This window comes from Bacillus nitratireducens, from assembly GCF_001884135.1.
Classification (GTDB): Bacteria; Bacillota; Bacilli; order Bacillales; family Bacillaceae_G; genus Bacillus_A; species Bacillus_A nitratireducens.
Genome location: NZ_MAOC01000008.1, coordinates 81669 through 99004 on the forward strand (window position 1 = coordinate 81669; position 17336 = coordinate 99004).

Sequence of the window (17336 nt, forward strand, 5' to 3'; positions counted from 1 at the left end):
TGAGCTTCTTCTTTTAGATTCATATTGTTGTATTCTTCTAGTGTAGTAATGGATAAGCACATAGCCCTTATTTCCTCGTAGTATATAGAAGATATAATAGGAGGGTTCATATGTATTTCCAACCAAACAATTACGATGCTTTATATCGACAAAACGACAAACTCATTCGTAATATTGAAACAGCAATGAATGGAGAATACTACGCCATTCATTGTTATGCTAAATTAGCTCTCGACATAAATGAGCTAAATCAAACCCTTGAAATCCGGCAAGATGAAATAAAGTGAAACTATAATCAGTGGGGGTTTTGTTCATCCCCCCACTGATTATAGTTTCACCAATCGGGCGTTTACGGGCAGCCCGACCCCCACCTAACTCCTTTGCTTCAGCCGAATTTTGAGGTGGGAGTTTTACTGCCCGCAAATAGCGGGATAAAACACTTCCATCAATTTGTACAAATCTACACTCTTTTAACGAGTAAAAATCCTCAGCCCCAAATCACGGAAGAATGTCCAACTCTTTATTTGAACGGATTAGAATTCGCTATACAAGATGCGCAGCGATCAGTTGATTTTTACTTAGAAATTGCAGATGCAGCGACAGACCAGCAAATAAAAGAAGTATTTCGGCGTGTAGCAGCTGATGAACAAAATCATGCGGTTTGGTTCTTATATTACTTTTCGAAACAAAACAAAAAATAAGCTAAAAAGGATACACGCTCTTATAAGGAACTTAGTATCCTTTCTTTTATTTCTCTATGTGTGATTCATCATCTATATCATACCGTTGTAAAAATCTCTGTAGCGCTTCTTCCACAATTTTAGATTTTTGAATCCCTTTCGATTCCGATATAGTATCTAGTCTTGCTAATACTTCTGTATTAAGAGAAAAGGTTCGTTTCTTTTTCTCCGTACTCTTATTTATAATTTGAACCTGCCCCTCTTCTCTTTTGCTTAACAACTCATAAATGCTTTGTAATTGTTCATAAATTAATAATTGATAATCTATTTTTGCAGATTGAAGGGCAGTAGCTTCTTGGATTTGTAAATGACGCGGCTCTTCTCCATCACCTATAAAGATGCGCTTCTTCTGCCCTCCATCATATTCATATCCAATCATTCTTAATTTCTTTGATAATGTATATGGGCTCATTTCAAGCCGTTTTGCTATAATTGCGATTGATTCGCGTCTATTTAAAGAATCAATAATTTCTCCAATCGTCACATTCTCCCTCCTCTCTTAATCGCCTAAACTTGAAACCTGACCAGTATGTTATGATACAATGATTTTCTAGTAGTATATGCAAAAGAAAGAGCCTGTGCGCTTCATACCATTTAAGAAAAGGAGGTTTACATATGCTTTTTCGTAGCTATACACCTCAGTTTTATAACGAAAAGAAGCAATTAATCCCTAACAGTATCGCTACGATAGAAAGCGTTATGATTAATGACCGGAAACAATCTCTCCTTATACGCGGGCAAAACGTGGAACAGCCTATTTTATTATGCTGTCACGGCGGGCCTGGTATGGCACAAATTGGCTTTATTCGTCATTTTCAAAAAGAGTTAGAAAAGCACTTTATCGTTATTAATTGGGATCAACGCGGGGCTGGTAAATCCTTTTTATGGCGAGATATCCAAACAAATTTTACGATTGATCAATTTGTTTCAGATGCAAAAGAAGTCATTCAATATCTTCTTAAAAGGTTCAATAAGAAAAAATTAATTCTTGCCGGTCATTCATGGGGAAGTATTATCGGACTAAAAGTCGCTAGTCAATACCCTGAATATATCGAAGCATACATCGGCATCGGTCAAATCGTACATATGAAGCAAAACGAAGAATTACTATATCAACATTTAATTAGCTCTGCAAAAAAACATGACCATAAAAAAGCATTAGCTTCTCTTTTAAAATTAGGGAAACCGCCCTTTTTAGATACACGACGTCTCATCATTCAAAGAAAGTGGCTTGGCACATTCGGCGGAGCAATCCAAAACGGATCTTCCTTTTCTTTCATACGAAAAGGTTTCTTTTCTCCTGAATATACGCTATTAGATTGGTTCAAATTTCTCGCAGGAAATTTAAAGTCAGGAGTTTTATGGGAAGAGATGCTAACAATCGATTTCTTTTCGTCTATTTCAAGTTTATCTGTTCCGGTTTATTTTTGTTCTGGTCGCTATGATTATCAAACTCCTTACGCACTCGTTCAACAATATTGCGATATTATTCACGCTCCGATAAAAAAAATGATTTGGTTTCCAAACTCGGCACACTCTCCAGATTTAGAAGAGCCTGAACTATTCGCTCAATCTTTACAATCAATTAAACAAGAGCTATCTTTTCAACATGCATAACGACAGGCTCTTTTACATTTCATAAAAAACATTTTATAATAATATGTCGCAAGTATATGTCACTGCAAACATTTGCTTGCCTTAACAGAATAAAAATTAGGGAGATTACATTTATTATGAACGCTGTACTCATCGCAGTAGCAGTCATGCTAGTGCTTAGTTTGTTACGTGTCCAAGTCATTGTCGCCATTATCGTTGGAGCTTTAACAGGCGGACTTATCGGCGGACTCGGTATTTCAGAAACAATTAGTACTTTTACAACCGGTCTTGGGAACAGTGCTCCTATCGCATTAAGCTACGCAATGCTCGGTGGATTTGCTATTTCACTTTCAAAAACAGGACTTCCTGATGCAATGATCCAATCAGCTTTAAAATGGATCGGCAACGAACAAGACACGAAAAAACAAGTCTATTCTAAAATACTCATATTATTTATCATTTTAACAATGGCTTGTTTCTCACAAAATATTATCCCTGTTCATATCGCCTTCATCCCGATCTTAATTCCAGCACTTTTAAAAGTATTAAATGAGCTGAAGGTGGATCGTAGGCTTGTAACATGTCTTATTACATTTGGATTAATTACCCCTTACATGTGGGTCCCAGCAGGGTTCGGAAAAATTTATCATGACGTATTGCAAACAAATGCTGCGCAAAGCGGGCTTACATTTGATGTCGCTCTTATTCCAAAAGCAATGACTATTCCAGCAATCGGTATGATTATCGGATTATGTGTAGCGGTTTTCATTACATATCGAAAACCACGTACGTATGAAACGGAACAAGTTCATGCTACACATAATGAAATCGTTCCCTATACAAAAAGAAGCATTACTTTTGGTTTATTATCAATAATCGCTACATTAACTGTTCAATTAGCAACAGAATCAATGATTTTCGGTGCTTTAGCAGGTATTATCGTCTTATCAGTTAGCGGTAGTCTCCCTCTTAAAGAAGCCGATGCTATTTTAACGAGCGGAATGCGTATGATGTCCTTTATCGGATTTGTTATGATTTCTGCCGCTGGATTTGGCGCTGTTCTTCGAAAAACTGGACATGTTGAATCTCTTGTGCAAACGAGTGCACATATAATCGGAAATAATAAACCGCTTGCTGCATTTCTTATGCTCGTTATTGGACTTCTCGTTACGATGGGAATTGGTTCTTCCTTTTCAACCATCCCAATATTAACAACAATTTTCGTACCATTATGCGTCCAGCTTGGATTTAGTCCAATGGCAACAATCGCCATTATCGGTACAGCTGGTGCACTAGGTGATGCAGGTTCTCCAGCATCTGATAGTACACTTGGACCAACGTCCGGTTTAAATGCTGATGGTCAGCACCACCATATATGGGATACATGTGTACCAACTTTTCTACACTATAATATACCGTTACTTATATTCGGCTTTATTGCCGCAATTACACTATAAAAGGTGCGTTTTATACGCACCTTTTACTTTGTTGTTTCTCTCTCAATACACCTAAATTCTGTTTCCACTTCTTCTTTTCCCACTTGTTTCTTCTTTATTTTTCCTATTAACTGCTGAAATGCTATTTCCCCATTTTCTTCGATATAACTTCCAATTGTCGTTAACGATGGGCTTATCCATTCACCCTCTGCACTCCCGTTAAATCCAATGATTTGCAACTTATCTGGTATATGAATATTAAGCGTTTTCGCCGCCCTGATTAGCTCAATAGCGATCTTATCACTTGAAGCTACAACCCCATCTATGTATGGATGTTTTTGTAACAATTCAAGAAACTGTTGATTCGTATACCCTTGTACAATTTCCTCTCGATAAGAAAGTCCTTCTTTCCAAGCAGTATCTAAAAACCCTGCCACATGCTCTTCCATTTCTTCACTTTCTACTCCCTCGCCAATATAAGCAAGAAACTGGCAGCCTTTCTCTTTCAATAAAGAAACAGCTTTCTGCCCACTTTCATAATAACTAGTCAGAGATTGTCGTTCTTCAAGCACAGCGAAAGGCAGTGAGATTTCTCCTATACTTTGAAAAACAGATTTCGTCATTATAACGCCTGCCATGTTATTTTGCACCAACATATCTATGTATCTATTCTTATTTTCTATATTACAAACTACTACTTGATACCCTTCTTTATATGCTATTTCCTCAACGAAACGGAGCAAAGTGATGTATGATGGATTATGCAAATTATCTACCAGTAATGCAATCATTGTTGAAGGTTGTTTAAATAAAGGCTTTGCTGTAGCATTCGGTCTATATTGTAACTCTTCAATTGCTTGCTTTACTTGTTTTACCGTATCTTCATGGACATATCCTTTTTCATTAATAACTCTTGAAACGGTTGCAACTGAAACACCAGCCAATTTTGCAACATCACGTATAGTTGCCACATCGTCACCCCTTAATATGGTAATAGATTACAATTTTAAACTAAACCAAAATATAACATTCGTCAAGAATATTGTTTTATATTTCTGAAAATTGTTACACAACTTTCACTTTGCTTACAAAATATATTCCAACTGAATTTCATGTAAAATTGCAATATTATCATAACCAATAAACGGAATTTCTTTCTTTATTTTTCGTGCTTCCTTTACGGCGTCCATGTATAAGTTCGTCATTATGAAATTACGTTTTTGATAAAATCGGAGTGCGTTCATATTATCATTCGTCGTAATGAGCCACACTTTTTCACACTCATTTTCCCTTGCCATTTGCAATACACAATCCACCAGTTCTGTCCCAATCCCATTTCCCTCCTCAAAACTATCTAACGACACAATTTCACACATGTTTTTTAGCACTTCACACGTTATAATTCCCACTATTCTGTCATTTTTAAGCGCGATAAAACCAGGTAATTGTTCTAATTGATGTGCTCTGCCTCGCGAGACCATCATTGAACTCCCCCAGTTTTCACACATAAACACCCGAATTGTTTCTTTCATTTCTGGTGTAATTTTTTGTATATGAACCATATACGATTTCTCCCCTTTTTATATCATTGTGATACAATGTAAGTGTATCATATGTAGAGGTATTTGGAGGATGAGGTAAAGTATGAAACGTTTTTTTACAGCATTGTTTACTATACTAGGTGCAATAACTGCGATTGGGATTTTCTTTACAAATAAAGTTATGTACTTGAAGAAAAAGACAGAGGAAGAAGTTTTAGAGCGTGAAACGAAAAAGCATTTTCATTTGGACGATTTTAACGCTATTCAAAAAGAAGAAATTCACATCTCTTCTCAATTTGGATACGAACTTCACGGATACTACATGCCAGCTGGGCATTCCAATAAATTTATGATTTTTTGCCACGGTGTGACTGTAAATAAAATGAATTCCGTTAAGTATGCAAACTTATTTTTAAGCAGAGGATATAACGTATTTATTTATGATCATCGCCGCCATGGTAAAACAGGTGGTAAAACAACAAGCTATGGATACTATGAAAAACACGATTTAAAGTCAGTAGTTGACTGGCTAAAAGGTCGTTTTGGAACGAATATTATCCTTGGAATTCATGGTGAATCTATGGGGGCTGCAACCCTTCTTCAATATGCAGGGCTTGTAGAAGATGGTGCCGATTTTTATATTGCAGATTGTCCTTTTTCTGATTTTTACGGGCAATTACAGCACCGTTTAAAGGTTGAATTCCATTTACCTAAATGGCCTTTATTACCTTTAGCAAATGCTTTTTTAAAAGTGCGTGACGGTTATACGATTCGTGAAGTTTCACCAATCGATTGTATAAAAAACATTAACAATCCCGTTCTCTTTATTCATAGTAAAGATGACGATTATATTTTAGCTGATATGACGAAAGCGTTATATGAAGCGAAAGAAAATAATAAACAACTTTATATTGCAGAACACGGTGCACACGCTTGCTCTTATAACGAAAATAAAGAAGAATATGAAGCAGCCGTTGATCAATTTTTAAACTCATATGTAAAAGAAACAAAAAACAGGCTTGCATAAGCCTGTTTTTTTACTGCGCTAAAACGTCTGTAACTTGTTCCATGTTTTCAGAAATCCACTTTATTGCCTCATCTAGCGTCGGAAATTCCGTCGTTTGAAAGGTCACCTCATCTTGCAGTAACCAAACATCTTTCGGTTCTTGTCCTACACCTGCGATTGACCAATGAAGTAAACTATATGGATGATTATCATTCAAAAATGATGCCCACGTGCGCTCATTTGCAATATTTTGTAGTGTTCGTAATTTTTTATCCATCTTTCGTCACCTTACTCTAGTCAGTTATAAAAACTATTATAACACTCTCTTCTCTCTCAAACAAAGTGCTCTTTTTGTATTGTCAAGTACTCTCCCTGATTATATGATGAGATTAAGCGTTTGGGAAGGAGGGATTAGGTTGGCAAAAGTACAAATCAAAGTAAATGATAATGGCTCTTTTCGCGTTACAGGGGACGTGGAATTAGTTGACTCGCAAGGGAATGTATTTCCAGCAAAACCAGCATTTTCTTTATGTCGTTGTGGTTTATCGAAAAACATGCCTTATTGCGATGCTTCGCATAAAGGCAAATTCGAATCTGTTGTTAGAGCACCAGAGGCAGAATAGTTTTGTACGTAACATGCACATTTTTTGTGCATGTTTTTTCACTATTAACACCGTATACTTTCAACATTTCTACTGATTTTATCCCCATTCCTATTACATCTATTTTCACACAATTCTTCACATTCGAATATTTTTTACTTTGCTTTTTTCTTTTTTGTGCTATAATGTGAGCAAACAACATCCTTCGGGGTCGGGTGAAATTCCCAACCGGCGGTGATGAAGCGAGAGCTTCTAAGTCCGTGACCCGTTTTCAACTCGAAAACGGTGGATCTAGTGAAACTCTAGGGCCGACAGTATAGTCTGGATGGGAGAAGGATATGTTTTCTAGTAATTTTATATAGCGAATACACTTTTATTTCAGTATGCATATTTTTAAAGTTTCATTTTGAATCTTTATATATGTTTTATTTTGTATACTTATGTTTCTATACTGAAATAAAAAGATACGACTAGCGTTGAAAGAATTTGATATTTTGCTAGGTTTTTTCCTTATGCCAAAATATCAGTCATCGTTAGGTTTCTTTCCTATACTTTCGTATTCGAACTATATTTCTAGAAATCACGTCTCCCAAACCCCAAGGATTTTATATCCTTGGGGTTTTTTGATTTTTTCAGGAGAGGTGAAGAGAATGACTGATCAAGAATATATGGCGCTTGCCTTGCAGTTAGCACAAGGTACATCAGGACAGACCAGTCCAAACCCTATGGTTGGTGCCGTTGTTGTTAAAGATGGAAAAATTGTTGGAATGGGTGCCCACATGTGTGCTGGTGAAGAACATGCTGAAGTTCATGCTCTTCACATGGCTGGTGAAAGAGCAAAAGGCGCTACTGTTTATGTAACACTTGAACCATGTAGCCATTTTGGAAAAACACCCCCTTGCTGTGAATTACTCATTGAAAAGGGAGTTCAGCGTGTTGTAATTGCTACTCTTGATTGCAATCCACTCGTTTCCGGCAATGGAAAAAGGAGATTAGAAGAAACTGGAATCGAGGTAACTACTGGTGTTCTTGAGGCGGAAGCCACTTTATTAAATCGATACTTTTTTCACTATATGAAAACGAAACGTCCCTTTGTAACAATAAAAACAGCAATGAGCTTAGATGGAAAAACAGCAACTGTAACCGGTGAAAGCCAGTGGATTACAGGCGAAGAAGCACGCGCTGATGTTCACCAATATCGTCATATGCATGATGCTATCCTAGTCGGTGTGAATACAGTTCTAACTGATAATCCACACTTAACAACACGAATTCCAAACGGAGGTAAACATCCTATACGCGTTATTTTAGATACCCACTTAAGAACGCCGCCATCTTCTCATGTCATAACAGATGGCTTAGCTCCGACATGGATTATTGTCGGTAAGGATGTAAACAAAGAGAAAATAGCGTCTTATGAATCTAACAATATAGCTGTATTCCAAATGAAAACACAGCAAATTGAAATACAAGATGTCCTATCCCTACTCGGTGAGAAACAAATTCTTTCTCTGTTCGTTGAAGGTGGTCAAACGGTGCATGCAAACTTCTTAAAAACAAATAGTTTTAATGAAATTGTGACCTATATAAGCCCAAAATTAATTGGCGGAAAAGATGCACCCACCTTATTTGGCGGAGCTGGTTTTTCGAAGTTACAAGATGCACTTTCCTTAACAATTCAAGAGATGAAACAAATCGGTAATGATATAAAAATTGTTGCAACCTTAAAAAGCGAGGTGACGGAATGTTTACAGGAATCGTAGAAGAGTTAGGAACGATATCAAGCATGACTCAAAGTGGTGAAGCAATGAGGCTAACTATTAACGCAAACCAAATTTTATCAGATGTCAAATTAGGCGATAGTATCGCAGTTAATGGCATTTGCTTAACAGTAACTACTTTTACGACTACTTCATTCACTGTCGACGCAATGCCTGAAACAATGAAAGCAACATCACTTCGTATGCTAAAGCCCAGTGCCAAAGTGAATTTAGAACGGGCGATGGCTGCAAATGGACGATTCGGTGGACATTTCGTCACCGGACATATCGATGGCATCGGTACGATTTTAACTAAAAAACAACATTACAATGCCATCTATTACAAAATAGCAATTTCTGATGAATTACTACGCTATTGTTTGCATAAAGGATCCGTTGCTGTTGATGGCACTAGCTTAACAATATTTGATATAGACGAATCTTCAATTACAATCTCACTCATCCCGCACACAGTAAATGAATCTGTCATCGGAGAAAAAAAAGCCGGGGACATCGTAAACATTGAGTGTGACATGATTGGAAAATATATTGAACGCTTTATTTCAAAGCCCGCAAAAAGAACTGATTCAATGACCGAAAGCTTTTTACAAGAAAACGGATTTCTATAAGGGGGAAGCACAATGTTTCATCGTATTGAAGAAGCTCTAGAAGATTTAAAACAAGGAAAAGTCGTTATCGTATGTGATGATGAAAACCGAGAAAATGAAGGCGACTTTATTGCTTTAGCAGAGTACATTACACCAGAAACGATTAATTTTATGATTACACACGGTCGTGGTCTCGTTTGCGTACCAATTACGGAAGGGTACGCAAAACGTCTACAGTTAGAACCAATGGTTTCTCATAATACGGATTCACATCATACTGCTTTTACAGTAAGCATCGATCACGTTTCTACAACAACAGGCATTAGTGCTCATGAGCGCGCTACGACAATACAGGAATTATTAAATCCCGCATCTAAAGGAACTGATTTTAACCGCCCTGGACATATCTTTCCATTAATTGCGAAAGAAGGTGGTGTCCTTCGCCGCGCGGGTCATACAGAAGCTGCTGTCGATTTAGCAAAACTTTGCGGAGCTGAGCCAGCTGGCGTCATTTGCGAGATTATAAATGAAGATGGGACGATGGCACGTGTACCTGATTTACTAGAGTGCGCCAAACAATTTGATATAAAAATGATTACAATTGAAGATCTAATTGCTTATCGCCGCCATCATGAAACACTTGTGACGAGAGAAGTGGAAATTACATTACCTACAGATTTCGGCACTTTTCATGCAATTGGCTATTCTAACTCATTAGATATGAAAGAACATATCGCGCTCGTAAAAGGTGATATTTCAACAGGCGAGCCTGTACTTGTACGCGTTCATTCAGAATGTTTAACAGGAGATGTATTTGGTTCGTGCCGCTGTGATTGCGGACCACAGCTACATGCTGCACTTGCTCAAATTGAGCGTGAAGGAAAAGGTGTTCTTCTCTACATGAGACAAGAAGGACGCGGCATTGGCCTTCTTAATAAGCTTCGTGCTTATAAGTTACAAGAAGAAGGGCTAGATACTGTAGAAGCAAATGAAAAGCTTGGGTTCCCAGCTGATCTTCGTGATTACGGTATTGGCGCTCAAATTTTAAAAGGTTTAGGCTTACAAAGTTTACGATTATTAACGAATAATCCACGAAAAATTGCTGGCTTACAAGGTTACGATTTAGAAGTAACCGAGCGTGTACCGTTGCAAATGCCAACAAAAGAAGAAAATAAAACGTATTTACAAACGAAAGTAAGCAAATTAGGACATTTACTAAACTTATAATTAAGGGAGAGATAAATTATGGTATTCGAAGGTCATTTAGTTGGTACAGGATTAAAAGTTGGGGTTGTTGTTGGACGTTTTAATGAATTTATTACAAGCAAGTTACTTGGCGGTGCTTTAGACGGATTAAAGCGTCACGGTGTAGAAGAAAATGATATTGATGTTGCATGGGTTCCTGGTGCATTCGAAATTCCTTTAATCGCTAAAAAGATGGCTAGTAGCGGAAAGTATGATGCTGTTATTACATTAGGTACAGTAATTCGCGGTGCTACAACGCATTACGATTACGTTTGTAATGAAGTAGCAAAAGGTGTTGCCTCTTTATCACTACAAATGGACATTCCAGTTATTTTCGGTGTATTAACGACAGAAACAATTGAACAAGCGATTGAACGTGCAGGTACAAAAGCTGGTAATAAAGGATATGAATCAGCAGTTGCTGCAATTGAAATGGCTCACTTGTCAAAACAATGGGCATAAAAAAATAAAAAAGAGGCTGCGGCCTCTTTTTTATTTTTTTACTTTTTTCCGTACATCTTTTATTAATTCATCCATTGTTTTTCCTTCTGTTTGTATACGAAGTGTTTGTGCTGTTCTCCATACATTCTCTCTTTTTTTCGCTTCTTCTATAATAGAAATTTCCTTCCTCACTTCTTTTAAATCTTTTCCTTCTGTTTCAAGTCCAAAATGTTCAGCTTTTGTTCGAAAATGTTGTTCAATTCTTTGTTGCATTTCTTTTTGTTCAGGATTTTCAGCCGCCTTAACTGGATCAGCACTTATCGCTTTTATTAAAATCAGACAAGTCATAATGGTTAATATGTATTTGTACATGTAAAATCCTCCGCCCCGATATAAATTACATTTTTACTATGTACAATTGGGGCTTGGAAAATTCGTCCACAAAAATTTTTTTTCGTTCAAAAGCCACTACTATCAAGCCTCAACGGCCTTTTATTACATTTTATTTACAAAAAAGCAAACCCTTTAAAGAGTTTGCCTTTCATCTATGTTATAGCGCACATTCTTCAATCTCAAAACCTAAATCTTCAATCATACCCCAGTCCGCAGTCGGTTCTTGTCCAGCTGTTGTTAAGTAATCCCCTACGAAAATAGAGTTTGCCGCAAATAAACCGAGTGGCTGTACAGAACGTAAATTAAGTTCTCGGCCGCCTGAAATACGAATTTCTTTTGTTGGGTTTACAAAACGCATCATTGCCAGCACTTTTAAACATTCTACAGGCGTTAATTCTTTTTGTCCTTCAAGCGGAGTACCCTTTACAGCAACAAGGAAATTACATGGAATAGAATCCGCATCTAAACGTTGTAATTCAAATGCAATTTCCGCTCGCTGTTCAATCGTTTCTCCCATTCCGAAAATCGCCCCTGAGCATGGAGAAATGCCAGCTTGCTTCGCTTTTTGGACTGTATCAACACGATCGTCATACGTATGCGTTGAACAAATGCTATCGTAATTATTTGCATGTGTATTTAGGTTGTGGTTATAACGATGCACACCAGCATCTGCTAAAAGCCCTGCTTGATCTTCATTTAAAAACCCTAAACAACAGCAAATTTTCAAATCTGTCGTTTCACGAATTTCCTTAACTGCTCCAATAACGTGATTTACTTCTTTATCTGTCGGACGACGACCAGATGCAACAATACAATATGTACCTGCTTTACGACGAATTGCTTCGTGTGCTCCCTCAACAATTTTCTCTTGTGTTAACCATGCATATTTATCAATCGGTGCTTCTGAAATAATAGACTGTGAACAATAACCGCAATCTTCAGGACATAATCCAGATTTCGTATTTATAATCATGTTCAACTTTACTTTCTTACCAAAATGATGATGGCGAACGATGTAAGCTGCATTCATAATTTCTAAAACTTCTGTATCATCAGCTTCTAATATTGCAATTGCATCTTCTTTCGTAATCATTTTTTCTTCTACTACGTCGTATGCAAGTTTTTTCCAATCCCTTTTTGTTTGTACTTGTTTCATTTCATCTCTTCCCCTCTTTTGTTATATACGCAAATAAAGCATGATATGTTGCCATTATCCCTTCTTTTCCCGTGAAGTCTCTTTCGTATATACGAAGCATCGTACGAAAGAGTGAAGGGCTTTGACAGTAAGACTCTTCATTACTATTGGTTGCCCCTACTTTTCGAATAGAATGTAGAAACTCCCTAACTTCTGTAAAGCTTTCTATGTAACACGTTTCAGAAACATGTACATTTCCTAATGGGTTTTTGCATATATTCACTAACTGTTCTTTCGAAACGAATCGTTGTCCTATTGAAGTACAATTGTGTATCCCCTTTTCTTTCTTAGCACGCCGAAAAGACGTATGCAATTCTTGAAAAGTCGTATTACCAAACGTGGAAAATAATAATATTCCTTCTTCAGACAAATAGTTAAATAAATTTTCCACTGCCCCTTTTAAATCATTAAGCCATTGAAATGTAGCATTTGAAATAATGACATCATATGAATTTTCTAATTTTAATTGTTCAATATCTTCACATCGAAACATCACATTTCCCACATTTTTTCTAGTTTTCGCGACTGCAATCATCTCATCGGCAAAATCCACAGCTGTAATATGCGCCTTCGGAAATAAATTTGATAATTGCTCTGTTACATATCCTGTCCCGCATCCAAGTTCTAAAATACATATCGATGATGTTTCACTATATCGTTCCTTCAATGTAGAAAGTAAGGAATGCGCCATCTTTTTTTGTACATTTGCATATTGATCGTAGGATACAGCCGCCCCGTTAAACCGTTTTTGCAGTAACGTTTTGTTGATCATGTCGTATCCCCTCTACAAATTGAATGATTTCATTTGCGCAATATTCAAAATTCGTTACACATAATGCATGCCCCGCCTCGCTTACTACTTTTAACGTAGCATTCGTATTCTCTGTCATACTATGAGCTGCGGATAATGGACATATCACATCCTGTTCTCCATGAAGAAGTAACAAAGGGACTTTTACACTTGTTAATTCATTTCTCATATCTGTTCCTATTAAATAATCTAAGCCTAATTGTAAAGACTGAATCGAATCTCCTTTAAACTTCAGCGCAATCTCTTCAAAATTCGTATTCTCCTTCAGCTCACTTTTTGTAAACATATTTTCATAGAAACGCTTCAAAGTATCTTCTTTCTTTCTCGTTAAATTCTTTTTCATACGTTCTACATGTAGGGAATTCCATCCACTTGTATAGTCACTTGTATTGGTAAATTTAGCGGTACCACCAATTAGCACCATACCTTTCGCCTTAACCTTTTTATAAGCTTGTACTGCTGCTAACGCTCCTAGTGACCATCCAACTAAAATTACATTTTCATCCTGCGCTACATCTATTATTCGCCCCGCAAATTCACTTTGTTCTTTCACGTTACGCCAATCTATGCATTGAACAGAATATCCTTTAAAATACGGCAGAACTAAAGTCCAAACACCTTCTTCCATTCCCCAACCTGGAATAAAAATAAGTTTTAGCTCTTTCATACTAAAAACCCCTCTTCTTTACCAATGCGTATAATATGCTGAATAGCCCATTTTAAATCGGCTATTGTATGTTGTGACGTAACTGCAAAACGGACTCGAGAACTACCAACCGGAACAGTCGGCGGACGAATTGCAATGGCTGCGATACCTACCTCTTGTAACCTTTCACTAAACCGTAAAGTATTTTCATTTGACCCAACCACAATCGGTACAATATGAGTTGAGCTATTCCCAATATCAAAACCAGCTTCTTGTAAATGCGTCCTGAAATATGCACCATTCTCTATAAGTCGCTCTCTTCTTTCGTTATCTTCTTTCACAATTTCAATTGCTTTTCGCATCGCCCCTAATGTTCCTGGTGGTAAAGCTGTAGTAAAAATCAAGCTTCTCATCATATTTTGTAAATACTCTATATAAATGGAATCACCCGTTAAATACGCACCATAACACCCTAAAGCCTTACTAAACGTCCCCATATGTATATCAATTTTTTGAGCAATATCTTTTTCTATATGAGATAGTCCAGCTCCACCGATCCCATATATTCCACTTGCATGTGCTTCATCAACTATAATGATTGCTCCGTATTTATCTTTAAGCTGAACTAAGCCTCTCAAATATGCAATATCCCCATCCATACTAAAAACTGTATCTGTTACGATTAATTTTCTCTTTTCTGGTGACGCTATTTTCAACATCTTCTCTAAATGATCCAAATCATTATGGCGATATCTTTTATGCTCTGCTCCGCTTAATATAATCCCATCAACGATACTTGCATGGTTTAATTTGTCACTAAAAACAATATCGCGGCGACCAACTAACGAAGAAATCGCCCCAACATTCGCGGTATATCCACTATTTACAATTAAGGCTTTTTCAGTGCCTTTCCAATCGCATATACTTCTCTCAACCTCTTCATACAGTGGATAATTTCCTACAACGAGACGAGATGCTGTCGCTCCAGTTCCATATTTTCTTGTACAGGCAATAGCAGCTTCTTTCAACCTTTCATCTCCAGCTAATCCTAAATAATTATTCGATGCTAAATTTAGCATCTTTTTCTTATTTCGAATAAGCCACGTCTCTTCGGATTGCTCTGTTACATGTAAATTACGATACTGCCCTTGCTCCTTTAATTGTTCTACTTTAGATTGAAGATGCGCGTGCCACATTTGATTCATTTTGGATGAGCTCCTCTAATTTTGAAATCATAATATGCTCTTTTGCCGATTCTAATAATTCTTCCTTTGTAAACTCTCCTTCAAGGAATGGTAATAACCCTAAAACCGGCACTCCACTTAGCTCCTCAATCATTATTTTATTTTCTTGCACTCTTTCTTTTTCATATTCTTTACATCCAGATAAAATTACACCTGCTACTTTTAATCCATGTGCTTTTGCATAAGAAATTGTTAAAATAGTATGATTAACTGTCCCAAGGGTAGGACGCGCTACTACAATAAGAGGAAGCTGTAATTCTTTTGCAAAATCAATCACTAAAGCATCTTCTGTATATGGGACAGCAAGCCCACCAGCCCCTTCTACAAATAGGCTATTAAACTCTTTTAATAGTTCATTATAGTGATTAGTAATTTCTTTTAACGTTACTGTCCTTCCAACTCTTTTCATAGCAAGTCTCGGAGCAAGTGGTTCTTCAATGGAATAAGGACAAATTTTATCTTCTTTTGTCGGTACACCCGATAACGCTTTTAATCTTGCTGCATCACCCTCAGGATTTGATGCAACATGTCCACTTTGCAACGGTTTATATACACCAACATTATGTCCACGCTCTCGAAATATACCTGCCAATGCTCCTGTCACTACCGTTTTGCCGACTTCTGTATCCGTTGCTGTTATAAAGAAACCACTCATTACTCTCCCTCCGTAACATCCGAGATTGCTTTATATAAAATGCGTAACATCTCATCAATCTCAGCCACCGTAGATGCAAGAGGAGGCATAAATACAATAGTGTTACCGAGTGGACGTAAAATCATCCCTAACTCTCTTGAGCGTTTACACACTTGAACACCGACTCTTTCTGTCCATTCAAACGATTCCTTCATTTCCTTATTCTTCACAAGTTCAATACCAATCATCAGCCCACACTGACGAATATCTCCTACGTGCTTATATTCATTAAGGGGTTCTAATTGTGCTGCTACATATTCTGCTTTATGCGCAACATCTTCTATTAAATTAGTTTTTTCATATAGTTCTAAATTTGCAATTGCTACTGCACACCCTAATGGATTCCCTGTATAACTATGACCATGGAAGAATGTTTTTTGTTCTTCATAGCCCCCTAAAAAGGCATTATAAATTTCATCTGTCGTTACCGTAATTGCCACCGGTAAATAACCACCTGTTAAGCCTTTTCCCGCAGTTAAAATGTCTGGCGTCACATCCTCGTGTTCACATGCAAACATTTTCCCGGTACGCCCAAATCCAGTCGCTACCTCATCTGTAATAAATAATACATTGTATTTTGTACATAAATCGCGAAGCCCTTTTAAGTATCCTTTTGGCATTGTAATCATCCCACCAGCACCTTGCATTAGTGGCTCCACAATAATAGCTGCTACTTCTTCATGTTTTTCTTGTAACAATTCTTCCATTTCTTCTAAATGTTTCTTTACAATTTGTTCCTTATTATCTCCATAAGGAGAACGATATGTATATGGATACGGCATTTTAATTGCCTCAAATAATAGTGAACTATACACTTGGTGAAACAAGTCTATGGCTCCTACTGAAACAGCACCTATCGTATCACCGTGATATGCTTCTTTTAATGTAACAAACCTTTGTTTTTTCGGTTTTCCTTTATGCTGCCAATATTGAAATGCCATCTTAATTGCAATTTCAACGGCGCTAGAACCGGAGTCTGAATAGAATACTTTCTTCAATCCTTCTGGTACAACTTCAATTATTTTTTCTGCTAATAAAATAGATGGAACGTTAGCAAGCCCTAGCATAGTAGAATGAGCAATTTTATTTAATTGCTCATGAATTGCCTCATCTAATTCTGGTACTTGATGTCCATGAACATTTAACCAAATAGACGAAACACCGTCCCAATATTCATTTCCATTTACATCGTATAGCTTTCTTCCCTCTCCACGTTCAATAATGACAGGATCTTCTTCTAAATAATCCTTCATTTGTGTAAATGGGTGCCATACATAAGCTTTATTTTTCTCTGATAATTCTTCATATGTATAAGACGATTTTTCAGTCGTATTACTATTAACAGTCACAATTGTCACCCCTAATGTTAACTAGTTTA

The 17336-nt window shown here is 37.0% G+C and carries 19 protein-coding genes, 1 pseudogene and 1 riboswitch; of the genes and pseudogenes, 9 read left to right on the forward strand and 11 right to left on the reverse strand.

The genetic code is table 11. The features are described from left to right. The first annotated feature begins 110 nt into the window (after positions 1-110). Positions 111-701, forward strand: a pseudogene (locus BAU23_RS30995) (ferritin family protein). Positions 702-747: 46 nt separating this feature from the next. On the opposite strand, the gene BAU23_RS03510 reads toward BAU23_RS30995, so the two are convergent. Next, entirely contained in the window at positions 748-1224 is a 477-nt protein-coding gene (locus BAU23_RS03510) for a ribbon-helix-helix domain-containing protein (RefSeq protein WP_000151936.1), read from the reverse strand. Between the two features lie 131 nt (positions 1225-1355). Between BAU23_RS03510 and BAU23_RS03515 the strand changes: the two genes are divergently transcribed. Together BAU23_RS03515 and BAU23_RS03520 are read left to right on the forward strand one after the other, a co-directional pair. Beyond that, a complete protein-coding gene (locus BAU23_RS03515) occupies positions 1356-2357 on the forward strand; it encodes an alpha/beta fold hydrolase (RefSeq protein ID WP_000898959.1) in 1002 nt (333 codons plus the stop codon). A 116-nt stretch (positions 2358-2473) separates the two neighbouring features. Beyond that, complete coding sequence (locus BAU23_RS03520; RefSeq protein WP_000994775.1) at positions 2474-3793, forward strand: Na+/H+ antiporter family protein; 1320 nt, start codon at positions 2474-2476, stop codon at positions 3791-3793. 23 nt (positions 3794-3816) lie between these two features. On the opposite strand, the gene BAU23_RS03525 is transcribed toward BAU23_RS03520, so the two are convergent. Both BAU23_RS03525 and BAU23_RS03530 read right to left on the reverse strand, forming a co-directional pair. After that, on the reverse strand, positions 3817-4743 hold the full coding sequence (locus tag BAU23_RS03525) for a LacI family DNA-binding transcriptional regulator (protein WP_000201367.1): 927 nt from the start codon (positions 4741-4743) through the stop codon (positions 3817-3819). Positions 4744-4857: 114 nt separating this feature from the next. Beyond that, a complete protein-coding gene (locus BAU23_RS03530; RefSeq protein ID WP_000233417.1) occupies positions 4858-5334 on the reverse strand; it encodes a GNAT family N-acetyltransferase in 477 nt (158 codons plus the stop codon). A gap of 82 nt (positions 5335-5416) precedes the next feature. On the opposite strand from BAU23_RS03530, the gene BAU23_RS03535 reads away from it, so the two are divergent. Further along, positions 5417-6340 (forward strand): alpha/beta hydrolase, encoded by a 924-nt coding sequence (locus tag BAU23_RS03535; RefSeq protein WP_000819301.1) that lies wholly within the window; start codon positions 5417-5419, stop codon positions 6338-6340. Between the two features lie 10 nt (positions 6341-6350). Here BAU23_RS03535 and BAU23_RS03540 read toward each other — a convergent pair whose 3' ends face one another. After that, positions 6351-6596, reverse strand: coding sequence for a YqkC family protein (locus BAU23_RS03540; protein WP_000358701.1), 246 nt, complete (start codon positions 6594-6596; stop codon positions 6351-6353). A gap of 139 nt (positions 6597-6735) precedes the next feature. Between BAU23_RS03540 and BAU23_RS03545 the strand changes: the two genes are divergently transcribed. From BAU23_RS03545 to ribH, 5 genes are all read left to right on the forward strand, one after another. Further along, positions 6736-6942, forward strand: a complete 207-nt coding sequence (locus BAU23_RS03545; RefSeq protein WP_001151582.1) for a CDGSH iron-sulfur domain-containing protein — start codon at positions 6736-6738, stop codon at positions 6940-6942. A gap of 176 nt (positions 6943-7118) precedes the next feature. Beyond that, a riboswitch (FMN riboswitch) is annotated at positions 7119-7262 on the forward strand. Positions 7263-7571: 309 nt separating this feature from the next. Continuing rightward, on the forward strand, positions 7572-8684 hold the full coding sequence (ribD, locus tag BAU23_RS03550) for a bifunctional diaminohydroxyphosphoribosylaminopyrimidine deaminase/5-amino-6-(5-phosphoribosylamino)uracil reductase RibD (protein ID WP_000131950.1): 1113 nt from the start codon (positions 7572-7574) through the stop codon (positions 8682-8684). Beyond that, the gene (gene ribE, locus BAU23_RS03555) at positions 8666-9310 is read left to right on the forward strand and encodes a riboflavin synthase (RefSeq protein ID WP_071733513.1); all 645 of its coding nucleotides are present in this window, start codon (positions 8666-8668) and stop codon (positions 9308-9310) included. Before ribD ends, ribE begins: the two co-directional genes overlap by 19 nt. A 12-nt stretch (positions 9311-9322) precedes the next feature. Next, complete coding sequence (ribBA, locus tag BAU23_RS03560; RefSeq protein WP_071733515.1) at positions 9323-10516, forward strand: bifunctional 3,4-dihydroxy-2-butanone 4-phosphate synthase/GTP cyclohydrolase II; 1194 nt, start codon at positions 9323-9325, stop codon at positions 10514-10516. Positions 10517-10534: 18 nt separating this feature from the next. After that, a complete protein-coding gene (gene ribH, locus BAU23_RS03565) occupies positions 10535-10996 on the forward strand; it encodes a 6,7-dimethyl-8-ribityllumazine synthase (protein ID WP_000230895.1) in 462 nt (153 codons plus the stop codon). 30 nt (positions 10997-11026) lie between these two features. Here ribH and BAU23_RS03570 read toward each other — a convergent pair whose 3' ends face one another. The 7 genes from BAU23_RS03570 to bioA all read right to left on the reverse strand — a co-directional run bounded on the left by BAU23_RS03570 (position 11027) and on the right by bioA (position 17307). Next, positions 11027-11347 (reverse strand): hypothetical protein, encoded by a 321-nt coding sequence (locus BAU23_RS03570; RefSeq protein ID WP_000280035.1) that lies wholly within the window; start codon positions 11345-11347, stop codon positions 11027-11029. A 178-nt stretch (positions 11348-11525) separates the two neighbouring features. Beyond that, the gene (gene bioB, locus BAU23_RS03575; RefSeq protein ID WP_000815863.1) at positions 11526-12524 is read right to left on the reverse strand and encodes a biotin synthase; all 999 of its coding nucleotides are present in this window, start codon (positions 12522-12524) and stop codon (positions 11526-11528) included. Between the two features lies 1 nt (position 12525). Beyond that, positions 12526-13335 (reverse strand): malonyl-ACP O-methyltransferase BioC, encoded by an 810-nt coding sequence (gene bioC, locus BAU23_RS03580; protein WP_071733517.1) that lies wholly within the window; start codon positions 13333-13335, stop codon positions 12526-12528. Beyond that, positions 13301-14041, reverse strand: coding sequence for an alpha/beta fold hydrolase (locus BAU23_RS03585; protein ID WP_000661301.1), 741 nt, complete (start codon positions 14039-14041; stop codon positions 13301-13303). Before BAU23_RS03585 ends, bioC begins: the two co-directional genes overlap by 35 nt. Beyond that, positions 14038-15225 (reverse strand): 8-amino-7-oxononanoate synthase, encoded by a 1188-nt coding sequence (gene bioF, locus BAU23_RS03590; protein WP_001072916.1) that lies wholly within the window; start codon positions 15223-15225, stop codon positions 14038-14040. The genes BAU23_RS03585 and bioF overlap by 4 nt, the downstream gene beginning before the upstream one ends. Next, positions 15191-15919: a dethiobiotin synthase gene (gene bioD, locus BAU23_RS03595; protein ID WP_071733519.1), complete on the reverse strand. Its 729-nt coding sequence runs from the start codon at positions 15917-15919 to the stop codon at positions 15191-15193. The genes bioF and bioD overlap by 35 nt, the downstream gene beginning before the upstream one ends. After that, positions 15919-17307 carry an adenosylmethionine--8-amino-7-oxononanoate transaminase gene (gene bioA / locus BAU23_RS03600; protein WP_071733521.1) on the reverse strand — a complete coding sequence of 463 codons (1389 nt, stop codon included), beginning with the start codon at positions 17305-17307 and terminating at the stop codon, positions 15919-15921. The genes bioD and bioA overlap by 1 nt, the downstream gene beginning before the upstream one ends. Positions 17308-17336: the final 29 nt, after the last annotated feature.

Coding starts and splice junctions, on each gene's coding strand:
- BAU23_RS03515 (WP_000898959.1), top strand. CDS start 1,356: ATGCTTTTTCGTAGCTATACACCTCAGTTTTATAACGAAAAGAAGCAA.
- BAU23_RS03520 (WP_000994775.1), top strand. CDS start 2,474: ATGAACGCTGTACTCATCGCAGTAGCAGTCATGCTAGTGCTTAGTTTG.
- BAU23_RS03530 (WP_000233417.1), bottom strand. CDS start 5,334: ATGGTTCATATACAAAAAATTACACCAGAAATGAAAGAAACAATTCGG.
- BAU23_RS03535 (WP_000819301.1), top strand. CDS start 5,417: ATGAAACGTTTTTTTACAGCATTGTTTACTATACTAGGTGCAATAACT.
- BAU23_RS03540 (WP_000358701.1), bottom strand. CDS start 6,596: ATGGATAAAAAATTACGAACACTACAAAATATTGCAAATGAGCGCACG.
- ribD (WP_000131950.1), top strand. CDS start 7,572: ATGACTGATCAAGAATATATGGCGCTTGCCTTGCAGTTAGCACAAGGT.
- ribE (WP_071733513.1), top strand. CDS start 8,666: ATGTTTACAGGAATCGTAGAAGAGTTAGGAACGATATCAAGCATGACT.
- ribBA (WP_071733515.1), top strand. CDS start 9,323: ATGTTTCATCGTATTGAAGAAGCTCTAGAAGATTTAAAACAAGGAAAA.
- ribH (WP_000230895.1), top strand. CDS start 10,535: ATGGTATTCGAAGGTCATTTAGTTGGTACAGGATTAAAAGTTGGGGTT.
- BAU23_RS03570 (WP_000280035.1), bottom strand. CDS start 11,347: ATGTACAAATACATATTAACCATTATGACTTGTCTGATTTTAATAAAA.
- bioB (WP_000815863.1), bottom strand. CDS start 12,524: ATGAAACAAGTACAAACAAAAAGGGATTGGAAAAAACTTGCATACGAC.
- bioC (WP_071733517.1), bottom strand. CDS start 13,335: ATGATCAACAAAACGTTACTGCAAAAACGGTTTAACGGGGCGGCTGTA.
- BAU23_RS03585 (WP_000661301.1), bottom strand. CDS start 14,041: ATGAAAGAGCTAAAACTTATTTTTATTCCAGGTTGGGGAATGGAAGAA.
- bioF (WP_001072916.1), bottom strand. CDS start 15,225: ATGAATCAAATGTGGCACGCGCATCTTCAATCTAAAGTAGAACAATTA.
- bioD (WP_071733519.1), bottom strand. CDS start 15,919: ATGAGTGGTTTCTTTATAACAGCAACGGATACAGAAGTCGGCAAAACG.